Origin of the sequence: Fictibacillus enclensis (genome assembly GCF_001457035.1) — a bacterium.
Classification (GTDB): Bacteria; Bacillota; Bacilli; order Bacillales; family Fictibacillaceae; genus Fictibacillus_C; species Fictibacillus_C enclensis.
Genome location: NZ_KQ758619.1, coordinates 47026 through 71998 on the forward strand (window position 1 = coordinate 47026; position 24973 = coordinate 71998).

General features: G+C 45.4%; 24 protein-coding genes. 12 read left to right on the forward strand and 12 right to left on the reverse strand.

Going from position 1 to position 24973, the window contains the following annotated elements:
* Positions 1-74 precede the first annotated feature (74 nt).
* The 3 genes from AS030_RS15585 (at position 75) to AS030_RS15595 (ending at position 4123) form a co-directional block, all read left to right on the forward strand.
* Entirely contained in the window at positions 75-755 is a 681-nt protein-coding gene (locus AS030_RS15585) for a response regulator transcription factor (protein WP_061973166.1), read from the forward strand.
* Positions 752-1822 carry a sensor histidine kinase gene (locus tag AS030_RS15590; RefSeq protein ID WP_061973169.1) on the forward strand — a complete coding sequence of 357 codons (1071 nt, stop codon included), beginning with the start codon at positions 752-754 and terminating at the stop codon, positions 1820-1822. The genes AS030_RS15585 and AS030_RS15590 overlap by 4 nt, the downstream gene beginning before the upstream one ends.
* A 207-nt stretch (positions 1823-2029) precedes the next feature.
* Entirely contained in the window at positions 2030-4123 is a 2094-nt protein-coding gene (locus AS030_RS15595) for an Ig-like domain-containing protein (protein WP_061973171.1), read from the forward strand.
* A 50-nt stretch (positions 4124-4173) separates the two neighbouring features.
* Here the strand turns inward: AS030_RS15595 and AS030_RS15600 are convergent, their stop codons facing one another.
* The 5 genes from AS030_RS15600 to AS030_RS15620 all read right to left on the reverse strand — a co-directional run bounded on the left by AS030_RS15600 (position 4174) and on the right by AS030_RS15620 (position 8785).
* Complete coding sequence (locus AS030_RS15600; RefSeq protein ID WP_082635849.1) at positions 4174-5205, reverse strand: SDR family oxidoreductase; 1032 nt, start codon at positions 5203-5205, stop codon at positions 4174-4176.
* Positions 5206-5334: 129 nt separating this feature from the next.
* Complete coding sequence (locus AS030_RS15605) at positions 5335-6516, reverse strand: iron-containing alcohol dehydrogenase (protein ID WP_061973175.1); 1182 nt, start codon at positions 6514-6516, stop codon at positions 5335-5337.
* Between the two features lie 26 nt (positions 6517-6542).
* Entirely contained in the window at positions 6543-7391 is an 849-nt protein-coding gene (ahlS, locus tag AS030_RS15610; RefSeq protein ID WP_061973177.1) for an AhlS family quorum-quenching N-acyl homoserine lactonase, read from the reverse strand.
* Positions 7392-7718: 327 nt separating this feature from the next.
* Complete coding sequence (locus AS030_RS15615) at positions 7719-8411, reverse strand: LrgB family protein (RefSeq protein WP_061973179.1); 693 nt, start codon at positions 8409-8411, stop codon at positions 7719-7721.
* Positions 8384-8785, reverse strand: a complete 402-nt coding sequence (locus AS030_RS15620; protein WP_061973181.1) for a CidA/LrgA family holin-like protein — start codon at positions 8783-8785, stop codon at positions 8384-8386. Before AS030_RS15620 ends, AS030_RS15615 begins: the two co-directional genes overlap by 28 nt.
* Before the next feature lie 168 nt (positions 8786-8953).
* Between AS030_RS15620 and AS030_RS15625 the strand changes: the two genes are divergently transcribed.
* A complete protein-coding gene (locus tag AS030_RS15625) occupies positions 8954-9379 on the forward strand; it encodes a MarR family winged helix-turn-helix transcriptional regulator (protein WP_061973182.1) in 426 nt (141 codons plus the stop codon).
* Between the two features lie 171 nt (positions 9380-9550).
* Here the strand turns inward: AS030_RS15625 and AS030_RS15630 are convergent, their stop codons facing one another.
* A complete protein-coding gene (locus AS030_RS15630; protein ID WP_061973184.1) occupies positions 9551-9877 on the reverse strand; it encodes an antibiotic biosynthesis monooxygenase family protein in 327 nt (108 codons plus the stop codon).
* 180 nt (positions 9878-10057) lie between these two features.
* Positions 10058-10966, reverse strand: coding sequence for a Gfo/Idh/MocA family protein (locus AS030_RS15635; protein ID WP_061973186.1), 909 nt, complete (start codon positions 10964-10966; stop codon positions 10058-10060).
* Between the two features lie 239 nt (positions 10967-11205).
* Here AS030_RS15635 and AS030_RS15640 point away from each other — a divergent pair, with 239 nt between their 5' ends.
* Genes AS030_RS15640 through AS030_RS15655 form a run of 4 tightly spaced genes read left to right on the forward strand, consistent with a single transcriptional unit; the run spans position 11206 to position 15382 of the window.
* Positions 11206-12366 (forward strand): ROK family protein, encoded by a 1161-nt coding sequence (locus AS030_RS15640; RefSeq protein WP_061973188.1) that lies wholly within the window; start codon positions 11206-11208, stop codon positions 12364-12366.
* Complete coding sequence (locus AS030_RS15645; protein ID WP_061973191.1) at positions 12359-13084, forward strand: 6-phosphogluconolactonase; 726 nt, start codon at positions 12359-12361, stop codon at positions 13082-13084. Before AS030_RS15640 ends, AS030_RS15645 begins: the two co-directional genes overlap by 8 nt.
* A gap of 5 nt (positions 13085-13089) precedes the next feature.
* On the forward strand, positions 13090-14004 hold the full coding sequence (locus AS030_RS15650; RefSeq protein WP_061973193.1) for an ROK family protein: 915 nt from the start codon (positions 13090-13092) through the stop codon (positions 14002-14004).
* Position 14005: 1 nt separating this feature from the next.
* Positions 14006-15382 carry a family 4 glycosyl hydrolase gene (locus tag AS030_RS15655; RefSeq protein WP_061973195.1) on the forward strand — a complete coding sequence of 459 codons (1377 nt, stop codon included), beginning with the start codon at positions 14006-14008 and terminating at the stop codon, positions 15380-15382.
* Positions 15383-15418: 36 nt separating this feature from the next.
* Here the strand turns inward: AS030_RS15655 and AS030_RS15660 are convergent, their stop codons facing one another.
* Both AS030_RS15660 and AS030_RS15665 read right to left on the reverse strand, forming a co-directional pair.
* Positions 15419-15793 (reverse strand): VOC family protein, encoded by a 375-nt coding sequence (locus tag AS030_RS15660; protein ID WP_061973197.1) that lies wholly within the window; start codon positions 15791-15793, stop codon positions 15419-15421.
* Between the two features lie 48 nt (positions 15794-15841).
* The gene (locus AS030_RS15665; RefSeq protein ID WP_240482374.1) at positions 15842-16684 is read right to left on the reverse strand and encodes a helix-turn-helix domain-containing protein; all 843 of its coding nucleotides are present in this window, start codon (positions 16682-16684) and stop codon (positions 15842-15844) included.
* Between the two features lie 285 nt (positions 16685-16969).
* On the opposite strand from AS030_RS15665, the gene rlmN reads away from it, so the two are divergent.
* Positions 16970-18037, forward strand: a complete 1068-nt coding sequence (rlmN, locus tag AS030_RS15670; RefSeq protein ID WP_061973201.1) for a dual-specificity RNA methyltransferase RlmN — start codon at positions 16970-16972, stop codon at positions 18035-18037.
* Positions 18038-18221: 184 nt separating this feature from the next.
* Positions 18222-18704: a hypothetical protein gene (locus tag AS030_RS15675; RefSeq protein ID WP_061973203.1), complete on the forward strand. Its 483-nt coding sequence runs from the start codon at positions 18222-18224 to the stop codon at positions 18702-18704.
* Positions 18705-18761: 57 nt separating this feature from the next.
* Here the strand turns inward: AS030_RS15675 and AS030_RS15680 are convergent, their stop codons facing one another.
* The 3 genes from AS030_RS15680 to AS030_RS15690 all read right to left on the reverse strand — a co-directional run bounded on the left by AS030_RS15680 (position 18762) and on the right by AS030_RS15690 (position 22745).
* Positions 18762-20654 (reverse strand): PhoX family protein, encoded by a 1893-nt coding sequence (locus AS030_RS15680; protein ID WP_061973205.1) that lies wholly within the window; start codon positions 20652-20654, stop codon positions 18762-18764.
* 134 nt (positions 20655-20788) lie between these two features.
* Positions 20789-22444: a glycosyl hydrolase family 28-related protein gene (locus tag AS030_RS15685; RefSeq protein ID WP_061973207.1), complete on the reverse strand. Its 1656-nt coding sequence runs from the start codon at positions 22442-22444 to the stop codon at positions 20789-20791.
* 121 nt (positions 22445-22565) lie between these two features.
* Positions 22566-22745 (reverse strand): small acid-soluble spore protein H, encoded by a 180-nt coding sequence (locus tag AS030_RS15690; protein WP_061973210.1) that lies wholly within the window; start codon positions 22743-22745, stop codon positions 22566-22568.
* Between the two features lie 502 nt (positions 22746-23247).
* On the opposite strand from AS030_RS15690, the gene AS030_RS15695 reads away from it, so the two are divergent.
* Complete coding sequence (locus AS030_RS15695) at positions 23248-24444, forward strand: ParM/StbA family protein (RefSeq protein WP_061973212.1); 1197 nt, start codon at positions 23248-23250, stop codon at positions 24442-24444.
* Positions 24445-24473: 29 nt separating this feature from the next.
* On the forward strand, positions 24474-24785 hold the full coding sequence (locus AS030_RS15700) for a hypothetical protein (RefSeq protein WP_240482375.1): 312 nt from the start codon (positions 24474-24476) through the stop codon (positions 24783-24785).
* Positions 24786-24973: the final 188 nt, after the last annotated feature.

Here is a 24973-nt window from a genome sequence, read left to right on the forward strand (position 1 = left end):
AGATTATTGAGCTTGTGAGAACTACCCTTTGAAATGGCGGTTCTCACTATTTTGTTATAAAAGGAATGAATATCATGGCAAAAATATTAATTGTTGATGATGACCCGCATATCCGGGAATTAATACATGTCATTCCGGCGAAAGAAGGCTTATCCACGGTAGAGGCAGCAGATGGGGAAGCCGCTCTTTCCTTGCTTGAGAAACATAAAATTGATCTCATCATTCTTGATATCATGATGCCGAATATGGATGGGTATGTATTTTGTCAGGAAGTACGCACCTATTATTCAGATAAGATCCCAATTTTAATGGTCACCGCCAAAGGGGAAACCGCTCAAAAAGTAAAAGGATTTGACCTTGGTGCAGATGATTACCTGGTGAAGCCTTTTGCCGGAGCGGAGCTGGCGGCACGGGTGAGAGTTTTGCTGAAACGGTATCAGATTAATCTTTCCAATCGGATTGAAATCGGCGATGCCGTTATCGATCGCGACACCAATAAAGTCCTACTGGGCAAAGAGACCATTGACTTGCCGTTAAAAGAATTTGAGCTTTTATTTATCATCGCCTCCCATCCGCAGAAGATTTTTTCCAGAGAACAATTAATTGAGGACATTTGGGGCTTTGACTATACGGGTGATGAACGCACGGTCGATGTCCATATTAAGCGATTGCGGCAGCGGTTTTCTGATGACGATTGTCCGTTTAAAATCTCCACTGTCCGCGGGCTGGGCTACCGGCTGGAGGTTCGCTCATGAACCTTCCAGAATGGTTGAAACGAATCCTTGGTTTTCTGGCTGTTATTATGGCATTATTCATAAGCTGGTCCTGTGCCTATTGGCTGACTGGTTATGTTTACGATCGCATCGACGTTGTCCCTCATGAATTTATAAGACAGATCACTAATTCCTTGCTGGGATTTTTTATATTTGGATGCGGTGTCTATTTGATTACCAGAGTTACCTGGGTCAGGGCCTGGCAGGAGAAATTCCTGCATCCCCTGATTAACGCCATGAAAATGATGGCTGAAGGAAACTTTAAGATCGATCTCTCCTTTTACACGCAGCAAATGGACGGCCGCAGCGATCACCCTTATTCCAGAATCGTCGAGAGCATTACCGATATGGCGGAAAAGCTGGGGAAGATGGAGGAAATGCGGCAGGAATTCATCTCGAATGTCTCCCATGAAATACAATCTCCTCTCACATCCATCATGGGATTTGCCCAAGCGCTCAAGAACGAGAATTTGAGCCATGACGAACGCAAACATTACCTGGACATTATCGAAACGGAGAGTATAAGACTTTCAAAATTAAGTGATAATCTTTTAAAGCTCACTTCATTGGAGTCCGAGCATCCACCCTTTGAGTTAACAGAGTACCGGCTGGACCACCAAATTCGCCGCATCATTCTGGCTAATGAGCCGCAATGGACCGAGAAACAAATCAACATGGAGATTGACCTTGAAAATCTATCGATCGCAGCAGATCAGGATTTAATGGATCAAGTATGGATTAACCTGCTTCATAACAGCATTAAATTTACACCGGAAAAAGGGACCATTTCAGTTGAGGCATTCAAAAAAGAAGACGATTCGCTGATCGTTAACATAAAAGATACTGGAATCGGCATGAACCAGGAGGCCCTCCTTCATATTTTTGAACGATTTTATAAAGCGGATCAGTCCCGCAACCGAAAATATGGGGGCAGCGGTCTTGGACTTCCCATCGTAAAAAAAATCATCGATTTGCACAAAGGAAATATCCACGTAGAAAGTGAGCCTGGAAGAGGTACTTCCATCACTGTTAAATTAAAGGCGAAATAAAGTTTACCCTAATCACTTCACGTATAGCTTTAAAGGCCCAAGAGAGTAAAGAGCAGAAAAAGCGCTTTACTCTTTTTATTTTAATTGACTAAATGTACCAATCTATTACATTATTAGTAAGTAAGATAGGAGAAAAGTAGCGATAAAGTTGGTGAACGGGGCTTTACGCCTGTTACATATTGAGATGAAAAGGGAGAGAAGAAATCCATGAAAAAAGGGTTTTGGGTTAGGGTAGTCATAATGATGGCGCTGGTATTTACCGCTGCATTTGGCAATGTAGCGCAAGCGGCAGGCGGTACGTCAGTAAGCAGTGGGACATACAAGGTTGGGAAGGAAATTTCTGCCGGACTGAAAGCATTCCGCATTGACCAAGGAACAGCAGGTATTTATGTTACCCGCAATGTGAATGGTGAAGACAAAGATGTTGTGTCCGAAAACATGGACAGTGATTATTCCGGTCGCTTTACAGCTAATTTAAAAGACGGAGATACGGTGTGGATCAACGTTGTTAATGATGAATCCAACGTGGAAGTCCAGGACGCAGCTAAACCGGACTTGAAAAAGGTATCGTCTGGTTATTATGAAGTGGGTACCGACATTCCGGCAGGTACATACAGCTTAAAATTGGACTCCCCTTATGATGACTATGATTCTGCTGATTTGGCCATATTTGGAGCGGATTACAACGAAAAAGACAGCTATGGTATTTCTGATTGGGATGAGCCCATTCAACAGAAATTAGAAAATGGAGACAAGGTTTCCATTTCGGGAATGAACGGAACCATGAGTTTTAAACAGGTCATTCTTATCCCGCAAAGTATTATTTTAAGTAAACCAAGCCTCTCTCTTATAGTGAACAATACGGCTTCTCTAAAGGCTACAATCGCCCCTTCGACAGCAACCAATAAAGAAGTCAGCTGGACGAGCAGCAATACAAAAGTGGCGGCAGTGGATGCGAATGGAAATGTAAAAGGAAACAAAGCGGGAACTGCCACTATAACAGCAACAGCTAAAGGCAATTCAGCCGTTAAAAAAAGTATCACGGTAACGGTTAAAAATATTATTCCTTCGAGTTTAACAATAAACAAAGCGACATTTAACATCACGAAAAAACAAACAGTAAAAGTAACGGCAACTGTTACTCCAACCAATACGACTGATAAAACAGTGCTCTGGAAAAGCTCCAATACAAAAGTGGCAACCGTGGATACGAAAGGAAACATTAAAGGGATTGCCAATGGGTCGGCTACCATTACAGCAACAAGAAAAGATAATCCCAAGCTGTCCAAAAAGGTGACGGTAACGGTTTCCACTAAGACGGTCAAAGTCAATAAAACCAAATTATCGGTAACGGCAGGCAAAACCGCCCAGCTGTCAGCAACTGTTTCTCCATCTGACAGCACCGATAAAAAAGTAACATGGAAATCTTCCAGCACCAAATATGCGACTATCGACAGCAAGGGTAAAATAACCGGTAAGAAAAAAGGCAGTGCAACCATCACTGCAAGTGTGAAAGGCGCAAAGTCAGTTAATATTAAAGTGACTGTGAATGCTCCGGTTCTGGCGAAATCCGTCAAGATGAACAAAAGCAAAGTCACGCTGAACAAGGGTAAATCCATTACCTTATCTGCAACCGTAAGCCCTGGCAACACGACCAATAAAACGCTAAAGTGGAAATCATCCAATTCCAAAGTTGCAAAAGTGGACAGCAAAGGGAAAGTTACAGCAGTAGGGGCAGGAAGTGCTAAAATTACGGCTTCCTCCACCAACGGAAAAACAACAACAGCGACCATTACCGTGCCTTATGTCAAAAGCTTGAGTGCTGGAACATGGAAAGCAGGCAAGGATATTAAGGCGGGACGTTACAGAATTACAACAAAATCAGGCTTTGGAAACTTATTTATTAATACGGACAGCAATCGTTACATTAACGAAATACTATCCAGTCCAGACGAGGATTTCGGAGTGACAGTGGTTACCACCGATATTAAATCTGGAGATAAAATAGAAATAGACGGCTTGGATAGTGTTCAGTTTACGCAAGTTTCTCATACGAAGGTGAAAAGCTTTACTTCAGGCTATTGGATTGTGGGCAAGGACATTGCTCCAGGACGCTACAAATTCACTACACCCGATGAATTTGGCAATTTCTTTGTGTTTAGAAAAGATTATGCCATTGTAAATGAATTACTGGCCAATTCAACTAAAGATGGTGGAGTAACCAGTGTAACAGCAACACTTAAATCCGGAGATGAAATCAGCATTGCAGGGTTGGAAAAGGTGAACTTTTCAAAGAAATAGAAATAAAAAAGGAGACCGAACATTGAATTCGGTCTCCTTTTCTATTTCTTTTAAGAATAAGGCACTTGCTCTTTTTTATGATTCTTTGACATATTCCAGACATACATTCCGAGGCCAGTCAATGCCATGGCCGACAGCACCGGGTGCTTGGAGGCTTTGACGTACCAGCTTCGGTTGCGCACCCAGCCGGTATTGGTGCCCCGTTCGTGCATGCCGTAACCGGGATGATACAGTCCGCTTTCTTCGCGCGTGTTGGACGGCCCGTTGTCGTGCTGTGTGCGGAACATGGTCGCCTCCATCCATTTGTCCATCATGCGGGGAGCGAGTCTTCCCAATACCGCATTCAGCTTCGCCTGTGATCCGACAAACATGTCCCTCGTCGGGTGGGATGCCGCATACAGAATGGCATCCGCTACCGCTTCAGGTGCGTACATCATGCCGATATGGGCTGGCTGCTTGTCCAGGTAGCTCATGGCATGCTCATTGTACGGCGTATCGATCCTGCCGGGATGGATTAAGGTCACCGAGACGGGTGCCTTATCTTTTTCCAGTTCCATGCGCAGGTTCTCGGTCCAGCCATGCAGCGCAAATTTTGACGCGGAATAGGTAGACTGAACGACGTTCCCGCGGTCGCCGAACAGGCTTCCCACGTTGATCAACGCTCCGGGAACGCCTCTTTCGGTAAAGTGCTTTACCGCCATTCTTGATCCGTACACCACGCCCCAGAAATTCGTTTCAAACATCCGCTTCATATCTTCGGTGCTGACGTCCATCGCTTTGCCGAAAATCGATACCCCTGCATTGTTGACCCATGTATCGAACCGGCCGAATTCACTCATTGCCGTGTCGGAGATTTTGCGTACATCCTCCTCCTTGCTCACATCTGCTACCACATAGGCAGCGGGACAGCCTTTGCTTCTCAGTTCCTCTGCCAGCTGCTGAAGAGCGGCTTCATTCCGGGCTGCCAGCACCACCTTTGCTCCTTTTGAGGCTGCCATTCTTGCCGTCGCCAGCCCGATGCCGCTGGATGCTCCGGTTATGACCACCACCTGATGCTTCAGTTTCTTTAACGAAATTGCCATCATGTTCCCTCCTCATTAAAAGTAGACTCCTTATCCTCTACCCGGTGGGCTATGGTACCAATCATGAAAGCTTGTATTCCATAAAAAAGAAGCCTGACATTCTCCAGGCTTCTTAGGTTTTACAAAGTGTTACTGGGGCTCTATTACTGCACCTTCAAAGGCAGATTGGTAAATGTTCCGGATATCGTCTTCGAGCAGCGGGAGAGGGCTTCGGGCCAGGATTCTTTTTTGTTTCACACCGTCCTGTGTCAGGCTCTCGAGGGCAGATTCGGGAACATCAAAACCTGAGAGTGTATTGGGAATGCCCACATCATTGACCAGGCGCTTCAGTTCCTCGACGCAACGGTAAGACGCCTCTTCATCGGAAAGGAAGGCAGAGTTGCCGCCAAGCGCATTTAAGATATCTCCCATGCGTGTGACGCAGCTTTTTCGGATATAGCCCATCACATACGGCAGCAGTACGGCATTGGACTCGCCGTGAGAAATGTGGAATTGGCCGCCGAGCGGATAGGCAAGCGCATGAACACCGGCCACACCGGCATTAAAAAAGGCAAGACCGGCGATATAGCTTCCGTTGCTCATGTCAATCCGGGCCTGTTCATCGTTGCCGTTCTCAACAGCGCGGCGAAGGGATCGTGCGATCAGGCGGATCGCCTGCAGAGCTAACCCGTCTGTCGTAGGGCTCGCGTTGACGGAAATGTAGGCTTCCACCGCATGTGTCAGTGCATCAATGCCAGTCGCTGCCGTTACTTTTGGCGGTACGGACAGGGTCAGTGCAGGATCAATGATCGCTACATCGGCAAGCAGGTTATCATGGGTGACCACGTCCTTTGTCGTTTCAAGTGACAGTACGGAGATGTTGGTGACTTCTGAACCGGTTCCGGAGGTGGTTGGAATCAGGATCTTTGGCAGGCCTTTTCTTTCAACCGCTCGTGTGCCTGTTAAATTCAAATAATCCGTAACAGGACCTTCGTGAACAGCGAGAACCGAAGCTAGCTTGGTCAAATCCAGTGCACTTCCCCCGCCAACCCCGATCACCATGTCAAATCCGCCTTCCCGGGTGAAGGACACGAGCTTTTCTCCCACTTCAACAGGCGGCTCCGGAACGACCTCCGTGTACAGGGTGACAGAATAGCCCTGTTCCTCAAGCGGACCGGTGATCTTGTCGGTCAATCCAATTTTGGCGAGCATCGGATCCGTAACCACAAGAATCTTTTTCGGACCGTATTTTTCAACCTCAGGCAGCAGTTCCTTTAACGCTCCCCAGCCAATATAGCTTAATGGTGTAAACACCAGCTTTGCTGCATTCATTCTTTGTTGTCCTCCTTCTTCTTCTTTTACTCGTAATAGCCTTCCGTTGATTTGCGGAAGGTTTTAAATTGATTGGCATCATGACCAAACCAGACCTGAGAGTTGGTTTGATTGGCGAGACGTCGGATTTTTTCCACGGCATTCAAATAGCCGAGGGAGTCATAGATAATGCCCGGAGGCTTTACAGGCGGGCCGAAGCTCTCAGCTGTATAAATAGCGTCTGAAGCCAGGATAATGCCGCCGGTTTCCGGCATGTTGATTTGCAGGCCAAGCATGCCCCAGGCGTGTCCGCTTCCAAAGTTGAGGAGGCTGATTCCTTCTGCCAGATGAATCTGATCTTCATTTCGCTTGATCGTTTTCCATTGCAGATTGTTTTTGATCCAGGCATCAATATCTCCCCATATGTAGGCGCCTTCCTTTACATTTCGGGCATAAGCTTGCAGCGCGCCGCTCAGTTCATCCTCATGGACGATGATCGTGGCATTCGTAAACAGCTCAAGGCATCCGGCGTGGTCGAGGTGGAGGTGAGATGCCACAACGTATTTAATGTCTTGTGGACGTACGTTTAATTCCTCTAGCCGGTTGTGCAGGTAGCATTGTTCTCCCATGTTGATCGGGAACAAGGATTGAGTCGCTTTTCCCCATCGTCCTTCGGCACCCATTGATTCCGGATTGCAGGCCGTATCAAACAGGATTTTGCCTTCGGGATGGTCGATCAGCACGGTATACACCGGGAACTCGACAAACTCAGCAGGCGCATTCGGATTGTCCGCCGTGGCCGGATTGTGCATCGCAATCATCCAGTTTTTGTCCATCTGCATCCTTCCGTTATCCATTACATAAAGCTTTGGATTGGATTTGATCACATTTGCCATTGAATTTCCTCCCCATTTGTTTAGTAAAACGCTTGCAAAACAGCATTCTTTACATTCCCCTTTTTCACCATTCAGTAACTTTGTGGCCTGAAATGAAGCAGTTTTTAGCACGATTCACCTGTACCTATTTCGCATAATTTTTATTTTGGTGAAAATGATGTGTTAGGTGAGTAACTGATTAAAAATGGTGAGTAATGTACAGATTTCCGTGAGTAATGACACTAAAATGGTGAGTAAACCGAACATTTCCGCGAGTAAGCCCCATAGAATGGTGAGTAAACCTAATCAGAGCAGAAAAAAGCCGCCCGGAAATCCGGACGGCTTTTCTTATACGTGAAAAATCCATACGACGATCGGACCGAATACCGAACCAAGAAGGGCGCAAAGCGTCATCGATACCGAACTCATGGATACAGTCAGTTCACCGTACTCAAATGCTTTTGACGTCCCAAGGGCGTGAGAGGCGCTCCCAAAGGCAATACCTTTTCCAAGATAGCTTCGGATGCGAACCCATTTCATAATTTTTGGCCCTAAAATAACACCGGAGAATCCGGCGATCATGACGAAAACAACGGTCATGGAAGGGACACCGCCGATACCAGTGGCGATCTGAATGGCAACCGGAGTTGTAATCGACTTAGGCACAATGGATAGGATCAAATCCCGGTCGATGCCGAATACTTCAGCAAAGAGAAGACCGCTGATCATGCCTGAGAACAAACCCGCAAATACGCCTCCGATGATAGGCAGGCTGTACTTGACCAGAATTTTGCGCTGGTTATATAGCGGATATGCCAAGGCGACCACTGCTGGCCCCAGAAGGGAATTAATCCACTTCCCGCCGATCATGTACTGATCATAGGAAACATGAAAGGCCAACAACAGCAGGATGATTGCCACGGTGGTGGTCAGCACGGGTATGAGAATCGGATAGGAGAAGCGTACATATAGTTTTGTCATTGCGATATACACCGCAATGGTAAGCAAAATAATCAGGATTGCGATACTTGCTTGTTGCACTCGTCATTCTCCTTTCCCTTGTTGGCGTTTTTCTCGAGCAGTTGGCTGGCAATTCCTGCAGCGACCATTGTGACAATGGTGCTCAGCACGACAATCAGCAGCAGAACCAGGCCTTTGCCTGAAAATAGTGCCGGGTAATTCATAACACCCGTCATTGCGGGGATAAATAAAAGAGGAAGAAATGACAATAAAAAACTTGCTCCGTCTTCCACAATCTTGACCGGAACAATTTTAAAGGTTAAGCAGATCAGCATAAGGATCAGTCCCACGATGCTCCCCGATACCGGAAGATGAAGCAGGTTATGAACCCATTCTCCAATGAGGGAAAACGTGTAAAGAATAGTGATCTGCAGAATAATTCGTATAGCTTTCACAAAAGGTGCTGTTCTAATAAGAACAACTCCCTCCTTTCTGTCTGACTAGGATAGCTCTTTACATTTTTCGTAATTACTTGTACGATACAATTATATATTTGTATTATACAAGCATATAGGCAAATGTCAATGAAATTGGGCTATAAGCTTGTGCAGGAGTGATGGGCTTTGAACAACAAGAATGCAGTTGAGCGAATTGAATATGAACTGACCACCTTTATCCGGCGGGCGGTATACATTGATAACTCGGAAAATAAAATAGGAAATCTGGAGAGAGCTTCGTATTTGATCTTGAGGCAGCTGGACGAGTTCGGACCTGCGCGGGTCAAAAAGCTGGCAGAGTCCTTTAAACTTGATATATCCACCCTCTCACGCCAGGCAGGAGCATTGGAGGGAAAAGGACTGATTGAGCGTTCCTCCGATCCTTCGGATGGAAGGGTGAGCCTCTTTACCATAACCGAATTGGGCCGGGAGAAATTGAAAGCGGATAAAAAAACGAGGCTCGCCCGGTATCAAAAGATGCTCGAAACCTGGACGAACGAAGAGAAGGAGTTGTTTGGGGAACTCCTTGAGCGGATGAATGACGTTTTTTGACTGATGGTATCAGGGAAATATAGAGGGAAAGGGAGACTGAAAATTGGGTTGCAAAGGATGAAGTAACAGGTTCGCTTTTGGAGTACAAAAATTAAAGAACAGCATGAATCAGCAATAAAAAAGCAGGGATCTTCTTCAATAATTGCGCGATAGCTGAAGAAAGCCAATATATTACATCTCAAAAAAGTTATCTCTTTCTACTTTGCATACTCTTAGTGCAAAGTTTTTGTACCATTCCTTTTTACCTCTATTCTGTGCAACTTGATGTGCTGAATGTTCCTTCCACTGCTTTATAGCATCTAAAGATTCCCAGTAGGAAACAGTAATTCCCAGTCCCCCATCGTGGGAACTTTCTACACCTAAGAAACCTTTCTGTTGAGACGCTAGCTCAACCATTTTTTCGGCCATTTTCTCATAACCTTTGTCAATCTCAGTTCGTTGTGATGAAAATATTACCGCATAGTAAGGTGGTTGATGAGTTTTAGCCAATCTACTCAAGTTCAGTCCCTCCCAATATGTTGATTTTAAATACTCCTTCTTCCATTAACCGGCCCGTTTGTGGAATAAGAACAGTTTTTTTCCTTACTATATTTTCTATAGAGGTTTCTTATTCTCCTTTTTGTTCTATATTTATCCTGCGAACAAAAACCGGAGACACTCAGGTCTCCGGTTCTTCTTTTACCGTTTTTCTTCAATTAAGTTGACGATTCGCTCGCAAATCTCATGGGTAAGGAGTGAGTCCTCCAATGACGGATCGGGCTGTCGATTCTGACGGACGCAGTCCAGAAAATGATCGGTGATCTGATAGAAGCCGCGCTTGTAGAGGGTGGGTTCCCAATCGCCGAATTTGGCCGATTGAATGTCTTTATTGTGATAATGAGTGGTCTCTACCAAACTGTTGACGACATATTTGTGATGGCCGGTATGGTATTCAATGATCTCCTCGGTCACACCGCCGTTTCTGTTCATGATTCCCATCGCCGTACAGCCATCCCCAATCAGCTGGATGATCACGAACTGGAGTTGGTCATCCTTTTTTTGATGCTGAACGTTCACATCTTGCACCTCGGTTCCCATTAAGAAACGAAGCGTGTCCACCACATGGATAAAATCATCAATGATAAAGCGGCGGGTGTAGTCAGGGGATGAGAACCGGTTTTTTTGCATCAAAATCAGGTTGGCTTTCCCATGGTCTTTCAACTCGCAGACTCTTGGAACAAACCGGCGGTTGAATCCGATCATGGCAATTACGTCATTTTCTTTGGCAAGCTGGACGACCCGTTCTGTTTCCTGTAAATGAAGGGATACCGGCTTATCGATGTACGTATGAATTCCGTTTTGCAGCAGCTGTTCGGCGATCTCAAGATGCGCATCGGTTGCTGCACTCACAAACGCGGCAGTAATCTCTTTTGCAAGCAGCTCATCTATCGTGCGGGCAGTTTCGGCGATTCTATACTGGCTCGCCAGCTGCTGAAGGGTCTCTTCATTTCTTGTACATAGAACAAGCTCGATGCCTTCCTTTTGGGTAAGCACCGGCATATATGCCTTACGGGCAATATCACCTAGTCCAATGATTCCTACTTTCATTTTCTCACCTCATCTTCAGTATGTAAGTCACTTTTCAGATATCGTTCCCTTCCAAGGTAACACGTTTACAGGCAAACCTCTTCCCTCACGTATCAGGTGCTATCCAAAATTTGTATTGACAGTGTAAGCAGCCGTCCCTTATTATTTAATCGAATGATCTGAAAATTAGGTCTTTTATTTTTGTTTAATTATTAAAGGTTATTAATTAATGTTCTTAAATTAGAAATGAGAGGTTATGGATGAAATCTTATTTACCTAACGATATAAAGGATGAAAACAGAAAAATCATTTTCGATATCCTTCTTCACCATCCGGAACTGGCCAAGGTGGAAATCACAGAAAAAACGGCGATGAGTTTTGTGACGGTCAGTAAAATCGTGAATTATTTTACCGAAATCGGCATTTTAAAGGAAACCGGAGAAAGCCGCGAGGGAATGGGCGGGCTGGGCCGGAAACGAACGGTGTACAAGTTCAATGAAAACAGCTATGTCACCATTGGGCTGGAGATCATTGGCCAGGCTGTGACGGGCCTACTTGTGAATTTAAAGAACCAGATCATCGCTTCCCGCACCTTTCATACCGACCTTCCCTTCTACCATGAGGATTTTGCCCGCATTTTTAATGAAATCGTAGCGGTCATGGAGGAGGAAGCAAAGAAAACCTGCAGTGTGGTGCTTGGAATTGGCATCGGTGTGGCTGGTGCCATTAATACAAGAAGCAAAACCATCAGGATGAAAACCGTGGAAGATCAGGAAGAGGATTTTCATTTCGAGGAGATTGGTGAAAGGCTGAAATGCAGTGTCTCTTATCCTATACTTCTTGAAAATGATGTGAATGCCTCCACCGTGGCAGAATTCCGCAGTCTGGAAGCGTTCGCTGAAATGCCCGCCGATTTGATTCATATCTCCTTTGGAGAAGGAATTGGTGCCGGATTGATCCTGAATAAGCAGCTTCACAGAGGGTTTAATTCAAGAGCGGGTGAGCTTGAGTATCTATGCTTTGATGAAGATTTTAAAAAGACGCCTACCTCAGTCGGCTGGCTCGAAGGGAAGCTCGGTCTTAGTGCAATTGTAAAAACGTTTGATCTGAGCAATCCGCAAGAAAGGGAAGTTTGCCAAGAATATCTGGCCAAAAAGGTCGCACTGGTGATCACCAATATTATCAGTGTCCTGGATGTGGACCGAATCATTATCAGCGGTAAAACGATGGCTTTGTTTTCGGACGATCTCCTGGACGGGATCAAAAAGAATGTCGGGCAGTATATGGACTGGGATCCAACGATTTCGTTCAGTGCTGCCGAGCACATGTCTGCTCTGGGAGCGGGAATTCTTTCACTGCAGCGTGAAATGGGAACGGTTATATCTGCTGAAAAAGCAGCCGGAGGTGAAAAACATGCTTAAAATCTTTGAAAAAGAAGAACAGGTGGCAGAGGCGATCGCCGAAGCAATGGCAGCAGGCCTGAAAGAAGAGGCTTATCCGGTTTTTTGCCTCGCTTCTGGAAGCACACCGCAGAAAAGCTACAAGAGGTTTGCTGTACAGGCGAACACGGACGATATCAGGAAACTCCGGATCGTCAGTCTCGATGAATGGGTGGGCATTGAAAAACACTCGACGGGAAGCTGCTATCAAATGCTGCAAAGGGATTTATTTTCTCCAGCCGGCATCCAGTCACACCAAATCCTTTTTTATGATGGGATGAGTCCTGACTTGCAGCAGGAATGTGAAAAAATCGATGCTTATATCGAGCAGCATCCCATAACATTCAGCTTAATGGGCGTGGGAATGAACGGGCATATCGGATTAAATGAACCAGGAACGCCGGTGCGAGATCATAGCAGTGTTGTCGATCTTTCAAATGAGACAAAAACAACCGCACAAAAGTATTTTGACGAGCCTGCTGCTTTGACAAATGGAATCACTCTTGGATTAAAACAGGTGATCCAAAGCAAAAAAGTCATTGTAGTCATTACCGGCGGACACAAAGCAGACATTGTAAAAGAGATCTTTAACCATCCGGAAGCTAAGCTGCCTGCCCAGGAATTGCTTCACCATGACCATATTGATTTTTACCTGGATACGGAGGCGGCAAAGCACATTACACAAAAAGTCGAGGGATAAAAAACATGAATGAGAGTGTGATCGGCATTGACGTCGGCGGTACGAATATACGTGTTGGCCTGGTGGAAAACGGTCTGTCTCTAACCAGGAAAGAAACCGCCTTGACAACTGAATACAAGAAACCAGATGAAATCTTCAAATCGATTCTAGACATGATCAAGAAAGTTGATCCGGATCGTACGGCAAAAAAGATCGGCATTGGCCTTCCGGTTCCCTGGCCGGACGAGGCGGAGAAAATCGTGGATGCGACCAATATTCCGTGGCTGGAAGAAGTAAGTGTGGATACCCTTCGGTCTTATTTTCCCGGTTACCAGGTGTTCATTGATAACGATGTGAACATGGTTGCGCTGCTTGAGGCTCATTACGGCGCGGCAAAAGGATGTCGAAATGCAATGTACATCACGGTAAGCACCGGTGTGGGCAGCGGAATCATCATTGATAACAAAATTCTCAGAGGCTCACACGGATATGCCGGTGAAATTGGAAGCATGATTGTTTCCAGCCAGAAAAAAAACCATCCGAGCCTGTACGACGGCTCACTGGAATCATTATGCAGCGGTCTTGCCCTCGAAGAAGAAAGCAAGAGGCTGTACGGCGAAGATGCTACTTCTGCCCTGCTTTTTGAACGGTATCAAAAGAATGACGAAGAAGCGAAAAAGGTCATTGATTTATGGATTGAGCACTTCTCAAATGCCATTGCCTCCCTCATTCAGACCATTGATCCCGAAATTTTTGTTTTAGGAGGAGCGGTTATCCATCATAATCCATGGCTGATCGAGATGGTCGCGGAAGGCACCAGGAAAAAAGTTTTCAAAAACCTGAGAGACAAGATCAATATCGTCATCAACCAATACAGCTCTGACGCAGGAGTCATCGGAGCAGGCTTTCTGGCCATCCATCAATCTGAAGGAGAGATATAATATGAAAGTTGCTTTAATTGGAGCTGGAAGTGTGTCGTTCGCACATGGCGCGCTAAACGATATTGCTTTATCCGAAAAGCTGAAAAAGGCGGATCATTTGGAAGTCGCCTTAATGGATATTGAACAAGAGAATGTTAACCGGACGTATCAATACGCGTCAGAGATGTTTTCAGCGTTCTCACATCCTGGTGAATTGTCCAGAACCACAAATCTCGAAGAAGCGTTAACTGACGCTGATTTTGTAATCGTTGCCATTGAAGTAAACCGGTACTTTTACTGGTCTCAGGACTTCCACATCCCCCGCCGTTATGGAAGCAAGCAGATCTACGGAGAAAATGGCGGTCCCGGCTCCATGTACCACACCTTAAGAAACCTGGGCCCGATGCTTCATATTGCACGGACGATGGAAAAAATATGCCCGGAAGCTTGGTTTATCAACTACACCAATCCGGAAGCGAAATTGGTGGAAGCCATCTCCAAATTAACGTCCATTAAGATTGTCGGACTTTGTCATGGGCTCGATATGGGAATCGATCAGCTGGCAAGCTTTCTGGAAATCCCGGCAAGCTCTATCGGCGTTGAGGGCGGAGGATTGAACCACTTCGGCTTTTTTACAAAAATATGGGACAAGGAAACAGGAGAGGATCTTTATCCTTTGTTCCATGAAAAAGAAAAATCGGCGAATCGCCTGGCTCATTTTGATCATTATGCGTTATCACGAACGATGTACCGTACGTACGGATATTATCCGTATCCGGGAACGAATCATTGCGGCGAATACGTTTCATACGCTGAAGACTTTTACGCAGGCCTCTCTCTTCAATTCCGCTATGATCCGATCCGGGAAAAGCTGTGGCAGAAAGGTTCTGAAGTACCGGAATTTGTGTATTCTGCCAGCGGGAATTCTTTGGATAAAGGGTTATTTGACGACACGACCACACAAGAAGATTGGGCAGAACAAGCGTACTCGTTTGATAAAAATAATGTTAACAAGAGTAACGAATATGCCATTCCAATCATTGAAGCCATCTACTTTGATGAAGAAATCCAGATCAATGCGGCGAACATGCCCAATAAAGGAGCAATCAAAGGACTTCCGGATGACATGGTGGTGGAGACTCAAGCCATCGTGAACGGAAACGGAATCTCGCTTAAGCCGATGGAGATTGAACTGCCAACGGCCATACTCGGAACCATCAATATTCAGGGAAGCATTCATAAACTATTGCTTGAAGCCTATGTGGAACAATCCAAAACCAAACTGCTGCAGGCCATATTGCTGGATCCTCAGGCCCCATCTTATTATCAGGCATGTGCCATGATCGACGAAATGTGCGAATTACAAAAAGATATTTTGCCAGAATTAGAGTGGAAATAAAGAAGATATCCTCACCTGGGTATCTTTTTTTCATCTCTAGACATCAAGCTCGCTCATAAAGGCATGGGTGTTTCCTTCTGTATCCGTAAAGAAGGCCATCCACGTTTCCCGTTGTCCCATTCTCGCAATGAGATGGGGTGCGCTGATGAATGATACTCCGCGGCCGGCCATCTCTTGATGTGCTTTTTGAATATCCTCGACCTGAAAGTAAATGACTGAGCTTGGATGCGCAGAGGCTTCGTTTTCAGGTAAATCAAGCAATAACCGCAGGCCATTGCACTCGAAAAATGCCATATTGCCCGTTTGGAATAATAGATTCAATCTCAATTTTTCCTGGTAAAAGGTAATGGCACGCTTTAAGTCGTTTACTGGGACTCCGATTTGACCTACTTTATGTATGACTGCTTCCATTATCATCTCTCCTTTATTTGTATTCTTCATCAGCATACAGGGTGCCGCTTAATCTTTCTTATCCAAAATCACTTTTTTTCGGTATGAAAGAGGGGAACATCCAGTTTGCTGCTTAAACATTTTGCTAAAAGAAGCCGGTGTTTCAAAGCCCAGCTCAAAGGCGATCCGGGTCATGCTTATTTCCGGCTGTTTCAGCAGTTGTATCGCCTTTTGTACACGGTAAGCGGTAATGTGCTGATGGGGCGTGCAGCCATACACAGCGGTATAGTTTTTGATGAGATGGTTTGGAGAGAGACAAGCGATATGGGAAATTTCCTTAAGTGTAAGCGGCAGATGAAAAAAGGCACGGATGTATTCGTGAGCCACACTGACTCTTCGGTAGACTTCTTCTCTCGTTGATCGTTTTAATGCAGGCAGCGCAATGATTTCATTCTGGAGATGGCATTGCTCCGTGATAATATGCTCCATAATGGTATGAAACTGCTCTTCTTGCCAAGTGGCACTTTGGAATGACATATTTCCCCGGAAATAGTCGATTTGTTGGGAAAGATCCGCAGAGATAGGGTAGGTTTTTTCAAAAAAACCTGCAGAACTTTTCGTTTTGAAGGGATCATCGAGCAGGCTGTGTTCGGCCTCGGATAATGTACTCATCACTTCACCCGCAAGTTCATCGGTGAAAAATAAACAGAAGGATTCTACCTCTGTTTCTTCCTCAATGGAAATAGCATAATCACCCGCGTTCAGGAGCAGGTAGCTGTCTTCCTCCACCGCAAAAAAGCCGGAGTTCGTCTTGTAGTGCGCCCGGCCGTTTCGAAAGGTTTTAATGGAAAGCTGCCCTTTTCCTTCATAGTAAAACTGGTTGCTTTTTGCATTCAGAACGTAATTCAGCATACATTTCTCCATGGGATTTGTCCTGTTTACATTATATCCTCATGAAGGTCAGGTATAAAGATATCCATTGAAATATCGGGCATATCGGAGGGCGATACACCAAATCACTGACCGGGTTTCCATTTTTGTGGAAAGGGGGAAGATATAGATGTGTCAAAGTTGCTCATACTGGGAGTAGCGAAACTCCTCAATGCCTGTTATTGTATGTTAAGATAACAATTGAAAATTAAGACCTTGTCTGTCCCGGTGGCAGTTCAATATAGAATCTGAAAAGAGGGTAACAACATGATGAAGAAATCCATTTATGGATTAACATTCGAACAGCTTTCTGCCTGGCTGCTTGAGCGCGGCATCAAGCGATTTCATGCGGCCCAGGTGTGGGATCAGTTATATCGAAAACGCGTGGCTTCATTTACGGAAATGTCCGGTGTAAAAGAAGAATGTGTGAAGCTTTTGTCTGAGCGCTTTTCGTTTCAGACGATGCAGCAGCACGTCAAACAGGAATCAGAAGACGGAACGGTCAAATTCTTGTTTAAATTGCAGGACGGCAATTTGATTGAAACGGTGCTGATGAAGCATAAATATGGATTGTCGGTTTGCGTTACCACCCAGGTTGGCTGCAACATCGGATGCAGCTTCTGTGCAAGCGGTCTGCTGAAGAAAAGCAGAGACCTATCCAGCGGGGAAATCGTGGAGCAGATCATGAATGTCCAGCTGCACCTCGATGAGCGCAACAAGGACGAGAGAGTAAGCCATATTGTGGTCATGGGGATCGGTGAGCCGTTTGACAACTTTGAAAATATGATCGATTTTATTAACGTGGTAATCGATCCTAAAGGACTTGCGATCGGCTCCCGCCGCATTACGGTATCTACCAGCGGGCTGGCGAAAAAAATTCGTGAGTTTGCCGATACGGGGCTTAATGTGAACCTTGCTTTGTCGCTGCATGCTCCCAACAACGAGCTGCGCACACGGATCATGAAGATTAACAAGGCGATTCCGCTTGAGCCATTAATGGAAGCCGTCGATTATTATATTACAACCACCAACCGCCGGATTACGATCGAGTACATTCTGCTGCGGGATGTGAATGACCATCAGAAAGAAGCAGAAGAGCTTGCCGATCTGTTTCAGGATAAAAAACAGAAAGTATATGTGAATCTGATTCCTTACAACCCGGTGGATGAGCATGGCCAATACCAGCGAAGCAAACAGGCTTCCGTTCTGGCTTTTTACGATACGCTGAAAAAGCGCGGCATCAACTGTAAAATCCGCCAGGAGCACGGCACCGATATCGATGCGGCATGCGGCCAGCTGCGAAGCAAGCAGATCAAGAAAGAAAAAGCACAATAAGGATTTTAAAGGCTGAATTTGGTTTCAGCCTTTTTTTATCTTTTGTGATAACTCTATACCATTCTGCCGGTAGTCCAGAAAAGCTGTCAGGGAATTCGGCAGCTACACTGAGCAGGTTAACGGTCGAGGGGGAAAGGGTATAATAACAGCATTATCCCCTGAATACATTTAAAGGAGAAATCGTATGATTCCCAGAACGATAGAAGAACTAGAGGAAATTCGCAAAGAGTGTAGAGCGCTAGTGAACAAGCGGGCATCTGCTTCGGCTGCTGCTTCAATCGTTCCCATTCCTGGCATGGATGTTGGGGCCGATATTACGATCATGATGGAGCTGCTCCCTACGATCAATGAAAAATTTGGCCTGGCACCCAATCAGATTGAAAAACTGGATGCCACGCTGAAGGGAAAAGTCATTGTGGTTCTTACCTCGATGGGAAGCGAGTTTGCCGGTAAGGTGATTACGAAGAAAATGATCGGTCTTCTGTTAAAGAAGGCTGGGAAGAAGATTGCGGTTAAGCAGATTTCGAAGTTTGTACCTTTGGTGGGACAGGCGGTGGCGGCCGGCATCAGCTTTGGAGCGATGAAATATCTTGGAAACTCCCACGTGGAGGAATGTTATCAAGCCTGCAAAAAGATGATTGAAGACCAGCATGTACCCGTCGGTTAACAAAAAACCCCCCTATACACCGGACGTATAAATCCAACTTATAGGGGGTGTTTTTATTTATTTTTTTAGTTGGCCAGACGGAAGACCGGAGATATAACCGACACCGCCAGTTTCCTGAATGCCGATTCCTTTTTTCATCGCTTCTTCAAGCTTCGTCTTATCTACTGCTGTAATCTGTTTTCCTTCCAAATCCTCACCTGGGTGCTGGAAGTTGCTGAGAACATATCGTGAGTTCTTCACGTTGTCCACTGCACGTAAGCCGGTGGCTTCTGCTCCAACAGGTACAGATAAGATTCTTGATAGTTTCTTTGTTTTCACATTGTAGGCCCAAACAAAGTTATTCGTATGGTGTGCGCTGTCTTCACCAATGAACAGGGTGTTCATGTCGTCAGAAAAGCTCAAGTTGTCAGGGTTGGCTACTTTATTTGGATTCGCTGTATTTCCATAGGCATCCGCTTTAGGATAATCTTCACCGGCCAACAGGCCATTCATGCTCGAAGGCACATACTTGCTGTCAATTTGTCCTTTTTTATGATCTTTTTCACCAGGATTCAAATCCAGTTCAAAGGTAACACCTGAGTCAATGACCGGAAGCTGGATATCATCCTGAACCCCGTCGATTTCTTCTTTTTTCATACTGTTGTTTTCATAGGAGATGGCAATATAGGCTTTGTTGTCCGCTTTATTTACTGCGATGCCTTCCATCTTGTTGAATTCGGAGGTTGCCCCAAGCAGTGCACCATATCGGCGGGATTCCAGGAATGCAGCTGCTTTTTCCATGCCCGGCTTCACTTTCAGGTACTCCACTTTTTTGCTTGCTGCGGTTTTAACGGCCTTAAAGCCGGGTGCAAGCTTGTCTGATGTTTCAAAGATATCGCTGAACTTGGTGCCTTTGTCGATGATTCTCTTTACTTCTTTATCCGTAGAGTGGCCCAGCTTAATCCACTGCAGATCTCCTGCTCCACCGCTGGCCGTTGAAGTCTGCTTGAATTTTGCAGCATAAAGTGTGCCTGCAGAGAAGTCACGCTTTTTATCAGCAACATACATAAACATCATGGTATTTGAGCCGTCATCTCCGAAAAGTGCGGTCTTTTGGTCTGGAAGCACCTGCATGATCTCATGAGAGAACCGGCCTGTACTATAATGCTTTACAACCGATGCCTTACCATTTGGATGTACGGAAATCTCAGGAATCCATCCGTAAAAATAAGGATTGGCTTTGGATGCATCACCAAAATACTGTTTGGCAAAGTTGGTGACGTCACGGTAGGAAGAGGAAGCTGGATCTTCAAATGCTCTTGCATCCGGTTCATATTCTTCAGATCCGAGATGAGTTCCCCATTCTGTTGTTGATCCATTACATGGTGTCCATAGTCCGTTTACATTAGAGAAATCAATCTTTTTTGCATGATTTACGGTAAGCTTGCCGGTCTTCTTATCCCGGTCTACTTGTGTCAATGTCATGGACGCAGGAAGGCCGCTAATCTGTTTTCCGGAATTGTCCATTGAATCATACTCATAGTGAGAGATGATATAGTCTTTTCCAGCAATGGTGATGAAGCTGTTGGAATCGGGTGCATCAGAAATGTAATAAGACGGCTTGTCCGGTAAGCTGCGGTCAATGATTGGGTTACCTTTTGCGTCTATTGGAGTGCCGGCTGGTATCTTTTCGCCTTTGTTGTCTACAATTTTATCCTTTGATAAGAAGAGCTGGTTGTAGTCTAGAGGCATTTCTTTCACTTCACCATTTTTATAAGTAATTTTTACTTTAGCGTCTGTATAGGTTTTGACCATGTTTTCGATGGAGCTGGGAGCGTTCATTGATGTAAACTCGATGTTCTTGATTTGATTATGTTTTTGCTTGTCTTGATGGTTATGTGCAGCGAAAGCAGGAATGGCGCTTGAGGCCATGATTGCTAATGATAATCCGAAAGTAATGCCCTTTTTCATGGTTAATTCCTCCCTAACGAGTGTGATTCGTACTCATTAAACCACTTTACTGTTAAGGAGATATGAAGAAAAAGGGGGTGATTGTTGATTTAACGTAAATAAATTATGACAAATCATAGACATAGCAGTTGTCTTCAGGTCTGATTTCCTACCGCAATGGGTGTCTTGTAGCCTAAGGCATGAAATTCCGATATTTTTGGCTCTGATTGTCTGGCCACCAGTCCCTCTCTCCCTTTCTCGCACACGGCCTGAACGTTACTAATCTTGATTTGCTGGATTCCGGGCCCGATATGCAGAGCGGTAGGCGCTGAATCCTGAATGGTCACATTGCGGATCTCCACCGAATCTGACCCATGGGTGCCGCCAAATACCTTGATGTCCTCCCCTGCGGTTTTGAAATGCTTGATGTCCAGCCCGTTTAATATAATATTCCTCGAACGGTATTGCACGGCAATGACCGGCTCTCCGCGGTAATCGTAGTCAGGGTCTCCAACGACGGTAAAGTGATTGATCACCACATTTCTGTAGGCAGAAATGACCATCGCCCTTGGCGTGGAATCCTTGTATAAAGGCGTTCTTATGGGAGCCACCGCGACAATATGGCTCGCTTTTATATTATAGGCGGTCATCGACTCTGGATCGGTTTCGATGTGATGGCCGATATGCCTGAAGTTATATGAGCGGTTGTCATGAATGGACAGGTGCCCGATAATCTGTGTGTTGCTTGCGGCTGCCGAATTATAATGAGCTTTGATTTCCACACCGCCGAAGCAGCGGGTTGTTGAATTGTTCACGAGGGTGACGTTCCTGGAGCCATCATCGACCTCGATCCCGTTGGAATTTGAAAATCCTTCTTTGTGCGCCCGGCCGCTTGGATCACACATATGGCAGTTTGAAATTAGAATATTATCGCTATGATGGGTGGTAATTCCATCATCCCCAAAGCCGTACCCATTTAACTGATCGAGCCAGATGTACCGGCTGCTCCTTCTGGCCCTTGTGCCATCCCCAAAATACGTGTAAACCGCAGAGGACACATCAAAACAGTGCAGTCCCGGGTTGATTCCTTCGACATCCTTCACCCAGCCGTAGGTGACGTGTGCAAAGGTAAGACAGCTTGATTGATTGTTTCCGGATGCTGTCCGTTTATTGGGACCTAATCGTTCGACGTTCCAATCCAGACTCATACCCTGGACAAAAACATGGTGGTTGCCTCTCCATCGCCCCGAATTGGTGAGCAGCTGCCGGCTTCTGGGTGCGCGGTCATGAAGCTTGATTACGGTTGTTCCTTTACCGGATCCAACCAACATCGTCCATGAAGGAAGCCGGATGCCTTTTGTGATAAACATGCCTTCAGGCACAATAACTTTTACCTTTCCATGGCCGATCGCTTTTTTGAACGCTTCCGTATCATCGGTTACTCCATCGCCCGCTGCGCCAAACTCTTTGACATTAACCTCCCGGGTAATCTCTTTTTGAAGTCTGCTAAACTCCTGATCGAGTTCCTTTTTCCATGAGGGAAAAATCGTGTCATGCCCATCGGTCTCGACCATTGGCATGTCTTCGAGATGTTTGTGCCATGACGTCGACAGCAGTATTCGCGGAAAGCTGTGCAGCAATTTTTTAAACGAGAATAACGAGGAATGCAGCACGGCAGGCAAGGGTTTCAGTTCCTGAAAAAGAGTGTCTGTCTGTCCGATCACGTTTTTCAGGTTCTGTTTTTGGCTGAAATAGGAGGCAATCAGCTCCTTGTTTTCCAGTGGATTATGTTTTTTATCTAATGTCAGCATGCATGCTTCACCTCAGCTCAAACGATATTATCTTTCCTGTACCTTCTATTCCCGTTTTTTTCTCCAAATGAATCGCCATTCCTTCTAAAGGCATAAGAAAACCCCTTCAGGTGAAGGGGGATTAATGCTCAGTTAAGCTGCCCAGTGAAACCTGCTGTTCGTTTTCTGGTTGCCCGAGCGGATAGATGCGGGCGGTTTCTCCTTGTTCGTCGACATGCTGGATATATACTGGCACGCCATCTAAGGTCACGTTTGCCATCACAGGAGAAGATGCAATTTCTTGTGCGCGTTGCTTGTTCATTTAAAAAAACCTCCTTTTTCGTCCTTACTATGGCCGGGGAGGAGGTTTTTTATACGAGATGAATTTATTGTGCCAAAAAGATCAGCTGATATAAAAACAGCACGGCGAACACGCAGACAAGCGGTCCGAAAAACGCGGCGATCATAAACAGGATGACGACGGTTACTCCGGTTAAGCCTGTTTTCCCGCCTGTAAACCTAAAAAATTACTTTACCACAAAAAAGAGGCAAATGAAGTGAGGGAGTTTTTCCAAGAAAATATTCAGAAACTTCTGAGCGGGGTATTTCTTTAAAATAGAAGGTGTTACTCTAAAATTGTCAAATATTATTAAGTAGAGGAGTGTCGGAATCTATTCAAATCGTTCGAAGTTCTATATAGTAGAACTTCAGCCACTATTATTTCAGACTCTCTTCTTTAACAGCATACATATTTTAACGTATGGCTGAGTAATACCTTGTGCCACCAGGTAGTTTTAGATAAAATATTAGGAGGAATAGATACTATGCAATATCATTTTTTAGTAGGTAATGACAACGGAAACAGCGAGCATGATATTTATATTGATGGACGTTTGTTTCAACAGCCGAACGTCAACTGCGCAGTGGACCAGCTGCCTTGGAGCGAAGAGCAGGCTCCTGAAACCATCGTACGCAACCTTCAGGAAAACCTGATTGTAACGATTGATTCTCCTGCTGCACGTGCGGGTATGTACTATGTGGGCAAGTTCGCGCTTGAGAGCGGCGAGCTGATTGAAAACATCCAGGTGGGTGTGGACTACAAATACGAGATTGACCTTCCAGTCGTGAATACGCTTGCTCAAATTGCAGCTGTAGCGGTTCAAAAAGGATTTGCAGAAGAAAAGAAGCTGCCTGCATCCATCGATGTATCGGCCGATATGGCAACTGCACTTCCGATTACCCAGCATTCCGACGAATCTGCAGCAAAATTTGAAAAGCGCTTCATGAATGGCCCGCACCACGTAACTGTTCATGTGGGTAAACAGCGTGTAGCTGTAAAGGTAGAATTTGAGTTTGTAAAAGTTATTCCTGAAGCAACTCCAGTAACTTTCTCTCTTCAAAAGGATGCAGATGGCAACTGGAGAAAAGGCGATATTTTTGATGCTTTTGTTGAAGAAAATGATCTTCCGAATAACTTTAACGGAAGCTTCTTTAAAAACAAGCGAATCCTACACACGGATATTGGGGACGGTTCTACCGAGTACCCAATTACTGAAGGAAATAAATTCTTGCGCCAGTTCGTGCACGGTACCAACCACGGTGCAGGGTATGCGATCGAGGAAGCGCTCAGCGAGTTTAACCGTCTGATTCACCTTCCGGACAGCCCGCGTCAATTTTTCAGTGACGTGATCAAAAACCCGAACCACAAATATCATGCGCGTGCGATGAACACGTTGAAAAGACCGCTTGAAGGACAAGCGCGCCAAATCATCAACAATATCCGCAAGCAATTGACAAAGGCCAGAAACGAAATCGATTTGATCTGCGTATATGGCGGCGGAAGCATTCTTATGCAGCCGATCCTTGCTCCGATGCTGAAGGAACTTTGTGAAGAACGCGAAATCCAGCTTCTTTACATCCCTGCAAAATATGCAGTGACGATGAATGCAAACGGACTGGATGCGTTTGTACGCGGAAAAATCTACGGTGCGATCAAAGACCGTGCGAAACAGCCGGTTTAAGTTTTAATTTTAAATGGTAAGGGGGTGTAATGATGAAGAAACAAAAAAAGCCAGGCGATAATATTTCATTGAAGACGAAAAAGAATGAAGCCCCCGCCATTATTGACTGGATCAACTCACAAACGAACCTGATGGATTCCATCCGCTATCTCGTCGAAAATGAAATTAAAGCCAACGGTGTGCGAAACCTCCAGCAGCATGTGCCTGCTGACCGGGGCTTTGCCTTCGGGGATGAAGCCCAGGGTATGGTGCAGGAAGATCCGAAGCATTCACCGGAGTATGATAATGTCACCGATGATGAGGAAGAAATCGACGAGGACGATATTGAGTCCTGGACATAATAAGAATACTGAACTTGAAAGCCGGCTTGGGAGATATACTCCTGAGCCGGCTTTTTTTTTTGCGGATTTGTCTGTCGTACCGATTTTTCGGCAAGGTTGCCCGGAAACTTCGTATAGTTGCCCGAAATATCCCAGAACTTGCCCGCAAACAGACTCTCATCACCCTCAAAAATCCCCCCCTCTCCCCT

Excerpts from the sequence above, each read along its gene's own strand:
- AS030_RS15585 (WP_061973166.1), top strand. The coding sequence starts at position 75 with ATGGCAAAAATATTAATTGTTGATGATGACCCGCATATCCGGGAATTA.
- AS030_RS15590 (WP_061973169.1), top strand. The coding sequence starts at position 752 with ATGAACCTTCCAGAATGGTTGAAACGAATCCTTGGTTTTCTGGCTGTT.
- AS030_RS15595 (WP_061973171.1), top strand. The coding sequence starts at position 2,030 with ATGAAAAAAGGGTTTTGGGTTAGGGTAGTCATAATGATGGCGCTGGTA.
- AS030_RS15600 (WP_082635849.1), bottom strand. The coding sequence starts at position 5,205 with ATGGCAATTTCGTTAAAGAAACTGAAGCATCAGGTGGTGGTCATAACC.
- AS030_RS15605 (WP_061973175.1), bottom strand. The coding sequence starts at position 6,516 with ATGAATGCAGCAAAGCTGGTGTTTACACCATTAAGCTATATTGGCTGG.
- ahlS (WP_061973177.1), bottom strand. The coding sequence starts at position 7,391 with ATGGCAAATGTGATCAAATCCAATCCAAAGCTTTATGTAATGGATAAC.
- AS030_RS15635 (WP_061973186.1), bottom strand. The coding sequence starts at position 10,966 with ATGAAAGTAGGAATCATTGGACTAGGTGATATTGCCCGTAAGGCATAT.
- AS030_RS15640 (WP_061973188.1), top strand. The coding sequence starts at position 11,206 with ATGAAATCTTATTTACCTAACGATATAAAGGATGAAAACAGAAAAATC.
- AS030_RS15645 (WP_061973191.1), top strand. The coding sequence starts at position 12,359 with ATGCTTAAAATCTTTGAAAAAGAAGAACAGGTGGCAGAGGCGATCGCC.
- AS030_RS15650 (WP_061973193.1), top strand. The coding sequence starts at position 13,090 with ATGAATGAGAGTGTGATCGGCATTGACGTCGGCGGTACGAATATACGT.
- AS030_RS15655 (WP_061973195.1), top strand. The coding sequence starts at position 14,006 with ATGAAAGTTGCTTTAATTGGAGCTGGAAGTGTGTCGTTCGCACATGGC.
- AS030_RS15660 (WP_061973197.1), bottom strand. The coding sequence starts at position 15,793 with ATGGAAGCAGTCATACATAAAGTAGGTCAAATCGGAGTCCCAGTAAAC.
- AS030_RS15665 (WP_240482374.1), bottom strand. The coding sequence starts at position 16,684 with ATGCTGAATTACGTTCTGAATGCAAAAAGCAACCAGTTTTACTATGAA.
- rlmN (WP_061973201.1), top strand. The coding sequence starts at position 16,970 with ATGATGAAGAAATCCATTTATGGATTAACATTCGAACAGCTTTCTGCC.
- AS030_RS15675 (WP_061973203.1), top strand. The coding sequence starts at position 18,222 with ATGATTCCCAGAACGATAGAAGAACTAGAGGAAATTCGCAAAGAGTGT.
- AS030_RS15680 (WP_061973205.1), bottom strand. The coding sequence starts at position 20,654 with ATGAAAAAGGGCATTACTTTCGGATTATCATTAGCAATCATGGCCTCA.
- AS030_RS15685 (WP_061973207.1), bottom strand. The coding sequence starts at position 22,444 with ATGCTGACATTAGATAAAAAACATAATCCACTGGAAAACAAGGAGCTG.
- AS030_RS15690 (WP_061973210.1), bottom strand. The coding sequence starts at position 22,745 with ATGAACAAGCAACGCGCACAAGAAATTGCATCTTCTCCTGTGATGGCA.
- AS030_RS15695 (WP_061973212.1), top strand. The coding sequence starts at position 23,248 with ATGCAATATCATTTTTTAGTAGGTAATGACAACGGAAACAGCGAGCAT.
- AS030_RS15700 (WP_240482375.1), top strand. The coding sequence starts at position 24,474 with ATGATGAAGAAACAAAAAAAGCCAGGCGATAATATTTCATTGAAGACG.